Origin of the sequence: Coleofasciculus sp. (assembly GCF_046565525.1) — a bacterium.
Lineage (GTDB): Bacteria > Cyanobacteriota > Cyanobacteriia > Cyanobacteriales > Coleofasciculaceae > Coleofasciculus.
Window position 1 is genome coordinate 128,740 of the sequence record NZ_JBKHUP010000005.1, and the last position, 9,558, is coordinate 138,297.

Below are 9,558 nucleotides of genomic sequence, written 5' to 3' on the forward strand. Positions count from 1 at the left end.
TTTATTTGCAAACGATTGAGTCGAGAAGCATATTTATGGATCTAGTTTCACTCCAAAACAGCTTAGATAATATTTCATTTGCAGTTCTCCTGGTAACCATGCTGCTGTATTGGGTTGGGGCTGCGTTTAAGAACATTCCCTATCTGCCCACCTTGGGCGGAACGGGTATGATCATCGCCAACCTGTGTATCGCCGCGTTACTCGGCGCCCGTTGGTTGAATGCAGGTTATTTTCCCTTAAGCAATCTCTATGAATCGCTCTTTTTCTTAGCCTGGGGGATCACAGCGATGCATCTGGTAGCGGAAAAAATGAGCGCGAGTCGTTGGGTGGGTGTGGTTACATCCCCCGTCGCCATGGGAATTACCGCCTTTGCTGCTCTGTCACTACCAGCGGATATGCAACAGGCGGAGCCTTTAGTCCCGGCGCTGAAATCCAACTGGCTGATGATGCATGTCAGTGTGATGATGCTCAGTTACGCCACACTAATGGTGGGAGCACTGTTAGCGATCGCCTTTTTAGTCGTGACTCGTGGTCAAAATGTTGAACTGCGAGGTAGTTCTGTCGGTATAGGTAGCTATCGCCGTAAGGATAACTTGACCGGGAATGCTTCCTATCAGTTAAAACGGAATCAGGATAACCTCCAGCCTCAGGTGAGTGGCGATAATGGGGCAATGGCGATGAGTTGGCAAGACAAGTCGGGTTCGACAAGCACAGCCGTTCTAGATGCTGTCACGTCTGCTCCATCCTCCGCATCAGAGTTGCGTCGCGCACCCACCCTTTCTCCCCAACGTCTAAACTTAGCGGATACGTTAGATAATATTAGCTATCGGATTATTGGGCTAGGATTTCCGTTGCTGACGATTGGCATTATTGCCGGTGCAGTTTGGGCAAATGAGGCATGGGGTTCGTATTGGAGTTGGGACCCAAAAGAAACCTGGGCATTAATTACCTGGTTAGTGTTTGCCGCTTACCTTCATGCTCGCATTACCCGAGGCTGGCAAGGACGCCGACCTGCTATCCTAGCGGCAACAGGATTTGTTGTAGTCTGGATTTGTTATCTTGGGGTGAATCTATTGGGTAAAGGATTGCATTCCTACGGCTGGTTCTTCTAGGGATTCCAGGACTGATCAACGCGACGACCAAATCGCTTACCGAAGTCGGGGGAGCGCCAAACAATCGCCGTGTCAGGCGTCAGTTGAACGGATCGATCGTGCTCAAACGACTCGCTCCGTTCAGGAGCGAGTAACTAGATGCAAGAATCCCCCGCATTTATGCGTGGGGAGTGTCAATCCTAGGTGATCCAGCTAATGACCCAATTTGTAAATCATGATTAAGCACAAAAGTAGAACGTTAATCGGGGAAAATGGGCGTAGATAATCAGTTTGAGCCACTTGCTAGTGGTGAAGTCTTATCCGTTGACGAATCAGCACAAATCTTAATTGGGCATCATACCTTCCGAGTAGGCGAATTGGCAGACGCGCTCAAAACGCAGCTTGAGTATGGGTTAAGTGAATGGACTCAAGACAAGGATGCCTGGTTTAGTGAGGAGGGTATCTCCTGTGAAGTCTTGCGATTTAGTTCAAGTGGCTGGCAAAAAGGCAAGGTGAGAATTAATCTGGAATTTTGTCCTCAGGTGGCTGAGGATGAGGAGCCAGTAAAATCGGTCAGTGGGGAAGATGAGAGTGAGGATGAGTTCGCTTTGGCAGACTCCTCAACCACCATGGATCAGGAACTCGATTTACAGCAGCCGTCTATGAGTCTGGATGAGGAGGAGTATGAGTTATCTGCCTTCAGCGATGAGGAGCAACAGCAAGACCGCCCCAGTGACATCTATGATGAGATGGAGCAAAGGGGGGCAACTTTCCAAATGGAGGAATTAGAACAGGAAGAGCCACCTTTTAATTTTGAGGATGACTTCGAGGAAATGTCTCCCAGTGCGGAGGAAACATCAGTTAGCTTTGAGGATGACTTCGAGGAAATGTCTCCCAGTGCGGAGGAAACATCAGTTAGCTTTGAGGATGACTTCGATGAACTCTCTGGTGATGAGGAAGACACATCAGTTAGCTTTGAGGATGACTTCGATGAACTCTCTGGTGATGAAGAAGACACATCAGCTAGCTTTGGTGATGACTTCGATGAACTCTCCCAAAGCATTGAAGAAGAGTTGGAGATGGAAGAGGAAAGCACCAGCAATGATGAGGAGTTGCTAGATCTGGGAGCGATTGCCACAGAAAGTGATGAGGAACTTGATTTTGGTCAGTCCTCTGCTAGTGATGAAGATGAGTTTGATTTGAGCGATTTATCCTCAAGCTTCGAGGAGGAGGAGAATGATAATGATACAGACTCGCTTCTCGATGATGTTTGGCAAGAAATGAGTCAAGAAAGTTGGCGAAGTAATCAGTAACGTTGTTCCTGTTGGCTCAATTAACAGGTTGGTAGCTGATGAACTTGTAAGCATGTCTAAACGTTCGGATTGGACGCCGCTTCACGCCCGTATTCATCAAACGCTAAAGACAAGGCAGATCTTAGCGCCGAGTCGTCATGTTTTGGTGGCTGTATCAGGGGGACAAGATTCCCTCTGTTTAATGAAACTGCTTTTGGATTTGCAGCCGAAGTGGAAATGGCAGCTCGCGATCGCCCATTGTGATCACCGTTGGCCCGCAGACAAGGGGTTGGCGGATCACATTCAACAACTGGCTCAGGGTTGGGCAATTCCCTTTTATCTAGAAATCGCGGCTCAAGTGACTCAGAGTGAGGGGGCGGCTCGACAATGGCGTTATCAAGCATTAGGTAAGATTGCCCAAACTCATGGGTTTCAAGATGTGGTCACAGCTCATACCCAGAGCGATCGCGCGGAAACGGTTTTGTATAATCTGATTCGAGGTACAGGGGTTGATGGTCTACAATCGCTGACCTGGCAACGTCCTCTAGTCCCAGGGGTGCAGCTTGTGCGCCCATTACTAGAAGTCACCCGTGGGGAAACGGGGGAGTTTGTAGATCAACAGCACTTACCGGTTTGGCTGGATGCCTATAATCAAGATCTGCGCTATGCTCGCAATCGCATTCGCCAAGAGGTGCTACCTTATTTCAAAACTCATTTTAATCCGCAAGTGGAAACGGTTGTTGGTCATACAGCAGAACTGTTACGCGCTGATGTTGAGTATTTAGAGACGGCGGCGCGATCATTACGCGAGCAAGCCATGGTTTCTACGAGTGAGAATGAACCCAAGACAGCTCTAAAACTCAATCGCTTAGTCTTGCGACAAGCTCATCTCGCCCTACAACGCCGTGCTATTCGACAGTTTCTAGCAATTGTCCAATCGACGGCTGCCAATTTTGAGCAAATTGAAGCGATTACGGCTTTAATTAATGCACCCAATCGCTCTGGTACCTCATCCTTTCCAGGAGGAGCAAGCGCTCAAGTCCAAGGGGACTGGATTATTTGGCACGACAGTCAGAGGGAGTAGAGGAAGCCATGTAGAAACGTGCTTTTGAAGCCTTGGAGCCTTGGAGCCATGCTCCATTATGAAGCCGCCAGTTCCGGTGATTCAACCATGCCATCAACCGTTTGTCGCATCTCAGAAATTGCCTGGAGTTGATAGTCGCCAACTTCCTGAATTTGATTGAGCGCTTCTGCGATTGCTTCGAGTATCTGGCGAATTTGATTAAGCGCCTCTTGTTTGGACGGTAAGATTTCTTGATAAAGATTAACTTGACTCCAAAGTTCAGCGACTTCCATTTGCATCGATTGCCAGTTTTCTTCCAAGCTTTGTAACTCAGAGCGTTTGGCATCTTGCTCACTCGCTTGCTGAGCAATCATCTCCTCAGCTTGGCTAATACTTTGGCGCATTTGCTCAACCTGGCTTTCCAGTTTTTCCAGTTCGCTTTCCTGCTGTTGTCGCTGAGCTTCAAGCTGGTTTAAGACTGGACCGAGGTCAATTTTATGGGTATCGTCGCTACTCCCGTCACTAATACCCTGGCGACGGCGTAAGACACGGACATGCTGATTGAGAATTTCTTCTCTCTCCCGCAGGTTACGGCGTTGACCGACGAGAGTTTCATCAAGCATTTGATAGCGGTCTTGCTCGTCGGCTAACTCGGTTTCCAAACTAATGCGATCGTACTCGCTGGCGTTATTAATTTTTTCTTGTATTTCTTCTACCGATTGGCGCTGGAATGTGAGTTCCTCTTCCTGATCGTTGACAAAACGCACCACTCTCTCTAAATCTTGCTGTAAATTTTGCACGATTTCCTGGAGTTCACCTAGGGGCATATTTTCCAGCCCTTGAATGTCAACCTCTTGGCTAATTTTGACATCGGCTGAGGTGGTTGCTAAACGGGCAAGCTCTTGATGTAACTCTTGGTGAGTTTGGAGTTGCAGGCTCAGTATATGTACGGATTCTTGCTTCATTTCCCAGGCATTCTGCTGCACCTTGAATTCAGCTTGCGCCTCTTCAAATGAGGTTTGAACCTGATCTAACTCTTGCTTACGCCGTTGAATTTCTAACTCTTGCTCGTCAATGTCGGTTTGTCGTTGCTCAGCTTGTTGGCGCTGATATTCCAGTTTTTGCCAGTCATTATCCAGTTCTGACTGTTGTTGATCAACGATTTCAAACGCCTGATTCAACTGTTCCCGCACGGTATCTGTAGGAGCGACAGCGGTGGATAGGCGATCGAGCAACTCCTGCATCGCCGCCACGTCTTCCTCACTTAAACCGGAGGTTTGTTGCCGATCCGCTTGTTGCTCTTCCAAACGCCGCTGTTCACCGCGCAGATGTTCCCAAGCGCCTTCTAGTTCCTGTTGTTTTCGCTCAAACTCTTCTTTGAGTCGTTCCGATTCCTCTTGCGCACTTTCAATGTCTTGACGCTGCTGATCAATTTGTTCCGCCTCTTCCTCTAGGGCTTGCATCTGTTCCAGCCGCGCTTCCATTTCCATCTCGCGGCGGTTGAGTTCTTGACTTTGATAGGTCAAGGACTGCTTCCACTGTTCAATTTCTTCTTCTTGACTTTTCGCCTTTTCCAACAGACGAGAAAAATTTTGTAAGATGTTCGCCAGTCTCGTCCCGGCTGGCTCAATGTCGCCTTGAACTTGTCGATTGTTGCCAAGGTTAACAATTACCAAAGCCCCATCACCCATACTACCGGCTTCGTCTCCTGGGATGGTTTCTTCCCCCGGAACAGCGCTCCAACTCTGATCATTCCGCTGACAAGCCAGCAGTTTGAGTTCGGCCTTACTGCCACCAAAACTGGCAAAACCGCTTTTCTGCTTTTTGACTTCTGCTAGATACAGCACACTGATCGTCCTCTTTACTTGTCTTGTACCCAATTCATGACTAAGCTAACCTGAGCTGGCTCTTAGTGGATTAGGTTGCTGGTCGCACTGCTCCTGATTTGATCTTGAGCTAACCCTGATTGATAGACCGAGCAGCTTTGTCTACAATGCTAGCCTTTGGCATAGTGACAGGGACAGCCCTGTCTTGGACTATCGTCCTGACCTCAGCTATCACAAGATCGTCCTGACGGATGGAGGAATGCTACAGATTTCCCACTCGACCATCAATTCATGTTTATTTAACGAAGCCATTCTCGATCCATGACTTTGGCTGTATTACAATTAGTTATAAATATCTATGAGAAATTATAAGTCTTTGGCTGGCACAGATACCAGCTTTTTGCTCAATCCCGCTCCATTGGCTATAAAATTTAGTTCGGTAAGTGGATAGCTGTATTCTTGTTACTGTTTTAACAAGATGCCTAGCTTCCGCTAGTAAGACCCCTTGCTAGACACAGATGATTGTTTGATTGTTTTCATTTTAGCGGTTAATTCATCGTTGCCGCCATCCGCCTTGTCCCTTTATGCTAGCTAACTGGGCTTATTGGCTATCGACGCGATCGCTCACCGCCGTTCCATCCGCCTGCTCAGGAGGTGTTACAGCAAGTCTAGTCCTCAATTATACTGAATACATAGAGGTTTTGATTTACTCTTGCCCCAGGAAAACAGTATAAATTTCAGTGGCTCTATTGAGTAAAGTTAATTGAAAGCTTAACATTGCTCTGTTGAAATACAGCCGTTAAACAATCCATTCAAATTTGATTAGATGATATCTTAACATGGTCAGTCAGCGGTGGTGGTACAGCATAAAGTTTTTGTTGAGGTTGACATGGCAGGCAACCTGATAACCAAACAGACCATGCTTCGTCTCAGCATTGAACGCAAGGTTTTAGGAGTACATTTTCCTTAAAATGCAGGGAACGTTAAATGAAATTGATATCCGCAGTATCCTGCAACTGATCGAACTGGGTCAGCGCACAGGAGAACTGTTAGTTGAGGCGCACAGCTTCCACGCCAATAGCCTTGGTAGTGATGTGAGTCATAAATTTATCCAGGGACGCTCCTACCTAGAGACCCCACCCCGTCGCCCTGGACCATTTTGGTTTGTTTTTTTCCTCAACGGACAAATTGCCTACGCGGCAAACAGTGATCACAGTTTGTCACGACTGCGCGATTACCTGCGTCGCTATCGAGCCGAAACTGCTTTAGATGACATAGAAGAACTCTCGATTGATTCAACTAATGCTCCCGAATATGGCTATCTTTGGGCTTTGCTAGAAAACCATATTATCACGCCGGCTCAAGGGCGCAGCATCCTTCGCAGTATGGTGCATGAAACCCTATTTGACCTGCTTAGCCTCCACAATGGGTATTTTGTCTTCGAGGTCGGTCCAGCATTAGCGCCCCAACTTACCACCTTAGAAATTGCCCCTCTAGTGACCAAGATTATGAAGCAAGTACAGGAGTGGAAGCAATTTCATCCCCATATCCAATCCCCCAATCAATGCCCGGTGATTACTGATGAAACTAAATTAAAGACTCGATTACCAGAAAATGCATTTAGAACCCTACAACGGTGGGCAAATGGCAAGAATTCTCTGCGGCAGATGGCTCGCTATCTCAATCGTGACATCCTGACTGTCACCCGAGCCATTTATCCCTATATCCAAAGGGGTTGGATTCAATTGCTGAGTTCAACACCCCCAGAAACCCTCGCGGTTCGACAACCGTGGGAATCCACCTATTCAGATTATGCACCATCGGTTGTTTGTATTGATGATGACAAGGCAGTTGGCAAGACTGTCGAGTATATGTTGCAAGCTCAAGGATATGAAGTAACGGCGATTCAAAATCCCCTCGAAGCTCTGAGCTTACTCTTTCAAATCAAACCCGCTCTAATTTTATGTGACGTAGTCATGCCCAAACTCGATGGATATGAACTGTGTGGCATGTTACGGCAATCCACGGTATTTCGACAAACTCCCATCATCATGCTGACGGGCAAAGATGGCTTTATTGACCGCGTCAAAGCTCGCATGGTAGGCTCAACGGACTATTTGACTAAACCGTTTGGAGCAAGTGAGCTGTTGATGTTGTTGGAGAAATACGTAGGTCCAGGAGATCCGGAAAAAATGGGTTTCGATAGTTCCCGCCCAACCCTAGAGGAGGAGGTAGAGGCAACCGATATCACCAAGTCAGCATCGGCTTAAAAAGAGCGATCGCGTGACAAGCATAAAGGTAATTCTTCCGCTACAATCACCTCATAGACTCATGCCGCCATACGCCCTGCTCCGTTTAGCCGTTGAGCCTGTCACAATGGAGGCGGGGCGTCAGTACAGGATGAAGCTACCATAAAGGATACATTAATCATTACTCTATCTATGTTTAAAGGTATAGCTCAAGGGTATAGCTCAGTTCACGTTCAAAATTCGTGCGCTTATTGGCAAGTCAGGTAGGGGGTTATGAGTACAGTTTTGGTTGTAGAAGATAGTTTGGCACAACGACAGATGATCTCAGACCTCCTCAAAGGCAGTGGGTTGACGGTCTCTGTAGCCAGCGACGGAGTGGAAGCCTTAGAACATATTCTGCATTCTTGTCCTGATGTAGTGGTATTAGATATTGTTATGCCTCGTATGAATGGGTACGAGGTCTGTCGTCGTTTAAAGGCTGACCCCAAAACCCAAAATGTACCCGTGGTCATGTGTTCTTCAAAAGGCGAAGAATTTGATCGATATTGGGGAATGAAGCAAGGAGCAGATGCCTACATCGCTAAGCCCTTTCAACCCACCGAGTTGATTGGTACAGTCAAACAGCTACTCCGGTCATAAATATAGTTAAGACTCTAGCTGCCAATGGTTGGAAATCCGGATTTTTTAACAGATACTGGTCAAGATCAAGCCCCGGAATTGCAAGAATTAGAAAGTCCTGAGGGTGAATTGCACTTGCGGTTTTACGTCCCTTCTGGTATGGAATTTGCTTTACCAGCGACTGGGATCAAAGAAGTGCTTGAACCATCTCCCAACCAGATCACCCCCATCCCGAATGCTTCTCCCTTATTATTAGGGACGATCAACATGCGAGGTCGGGTCATTTGGGTGGGTGATCTGGGTCAATTTCTGGGAGAGGCGATACCCGTCAACACAGATCGAGCCGAAATTCCCGTCATTGCTATCGAAGACCAAGATACAATGCTCGGTTTAGCGGTGGAGCGAATTGTGGATATGGATTGGTTAGATGTGGAGCAATTACAAATAGCAATGAATGTTCCCGATACGATGGCACCTTTTTTAAAAGGAGAGTGGTTATTAGATCCAGAGTCCAATCAATTTTTACGACTTCTCGATCAGGTGGCAATTCTACGAGCAGCACGGTGGGCAGCATGAATGAATAGTACAAGCAAGGAAAAAGAGAGCAAATGTTTGCTTTTTCCTTTTTCCTGGTGAGCAACGGGAGGAGGTCAATGGCATCAAGTACGGATTACGTCCAGGAATATACACAAGCGCAAACGGCTTACGCACAAGGCAAATACCAAGAAGCTGCCGATATTATTAGTCGGTTGATAGAAGAGTTTCCCAATGATCCAAGTGCTTTGTTACTTAAGGGTCATATCTGTTGCTATGGTCTACAGCAGTACGATCAAGCAAGGGAACACTACGAACAAGTCCTTAATCTAACGTCTGAACCTGATTTTATCGAATATGCTCATAAAGGTCTAGAAGATGCTAGTCAACTGCCAAATGAGTTCGATTCTGTCGATTCAAGCCCATCCACAGAAGAATTCGATAACAGTTTCCAGGATATTGATGAAACCGATGATTTGAATGAAGTACCCACACTAGAAACCTGGCAAGGCTCAGAAGCGATTGAAGAGTCGGAGGATTTCGATTTAGGGGCTTTAGATTTGGATGAAGTGGGAATGGGAGATGATTTTGACTCAACTTCATCTTCGCCCTTTACTGAACCCTTGGACAGTTCATTTATTGATGAATCAGAAACGACAGATGATCCAAGTTATGCAGATGATCCCAACCCATTTGCCTTGCCTGGTTTAGACGAAGATAGTGGTGATTGGGAAAATGATCAGGATTCTTTGAGTGATTTTGCTCTAGATGACAGCCCATTTACTGAGGCAGATTATCAAGAAGAATCGAGTGATTTTGCTCTAGATGACAGCCCATTTACTGAGGCAGATTATCAAGAAGAATCGAGTGATTTTGCTCTAGATG

The 9,558-nt window shown here is 46.8% G+C and carries 8 protein-coding genes; 7 read left to right on the forward strand and 1 reads right to left on the reverse strand.

Features of this window, described 5'->3' with window-relative positions; genetic code table 11:
• Positions 1-35 precede the first annotated feature (35 nt).
• The 3 genes from ccsB to tilS all read left to right on the forward strand — a co-directional run bounded on the left by ccsB (position 36) and on the right by tilS (position 3,467).
• On the forward strand, positions 36-1,112 hold the full coding sequence (ccsB, locus tag ACLGGO_RS03030; RefSeq protein ID WP_446418225.1) for a c-type cytochrome biogenesis protein CcsB: 1,077 nt from the start codon (positions 36-38) through the stop codon (positions 1,110-1,112).
• A gap of 251 nt (positions 1,113-1,363) precedes the next feature.
• A complete protein-coding gene (locus tag ACLGGO_RS03035) occupies positions 1,364-2,404 on the forward strand; it encodes a KGK domain-containing protein (protein WP_446418226.1) in 1,041 nt (346 codons plus the stop codon).
• Between the two features lie 52 nt (positions 2,405-2,456).
• Positions 2,457-3,467: a tRNA lysidine(34) synthetase TilS gene (gene tilS, locus ACLGGO_RS03040; protein ID WP_446418227.1), complete on the forward strand. Its 1,011-nt coding sequence runs from the start codon at positions 2,457-2,459 to the stop codon at positions 3,465-3,467.
• A gap of 56 nt (positions 3,468-3,523) precedes the next feature.
• Here the strand turns inward: tilS and hmpF are convergent, their stop codons facing one another.
• Positions 3,524-5,293 (reverse strand): pilus motility taxis protein HmpF, encoded by a 1,770-nt coding sequence (hmpF, locus tag ACLGGO_RS03045; protein WP_446418228.1) that lies wholly within the window; start codon positions 5,291-5,293, stop codon positions 3,524-3,526.
• Positions 5,294-6,243: 950 nt separating this feature from the next.
• Between hmpF and ACLGGO_RS03050 the strand changes: the two genes are divergently transcribed.
• The 4 genes from ACLGGO_RS03050 to ACLGGO_RS03065 all read left to right on the forward strand — a co-directional run.
• Complete coding sequence (locus ACLGGO_RS03050; RefSeq protein ID WP_446418229.1) at positions 6,244-7,542, forward strand: response regulator; 1,299 nt, start codon at positions 6,244-6,246, stop codon at positions 7,540-7,542.
• 252 nt (positions 7,543-7,794) lie between these two features.
• Complete coding sequence (locus ACLGGO_RS03055) at positions 7,795-8,160, forward strand: response regulator transcription factor (protein ID WP_446338688.1); 366 nt, start codon at positions 7,795-7,797, stop codon at positions 8,158-8,160.
• Positions 8,161-8,184: 24 nt separating this feature from the next.
• Positions 8,185-8,715 carry a chemotaxis protein CheW gene (locus ACLGGO_RS03060; RefSeq protein ID WP_446338689.1) on the forward strand — a complete coding sequence of 177 codons (531 nt, stop codon included), beginning with the start codon at positions 8,185-8,187 and terminating at the stop codon, positions 8,713-8,715.
• Positions 8,716-8,792: 77 nt separating this feature from the next.
• A partial coding sequence (locus ACLGGO_RS03065) for a tetratricopeptide repeat protein (RefSeq protein WP_446418230.1) occupies positions 8,793-9,558 on the forward strand: 766 nt, incomplete at its 3' end.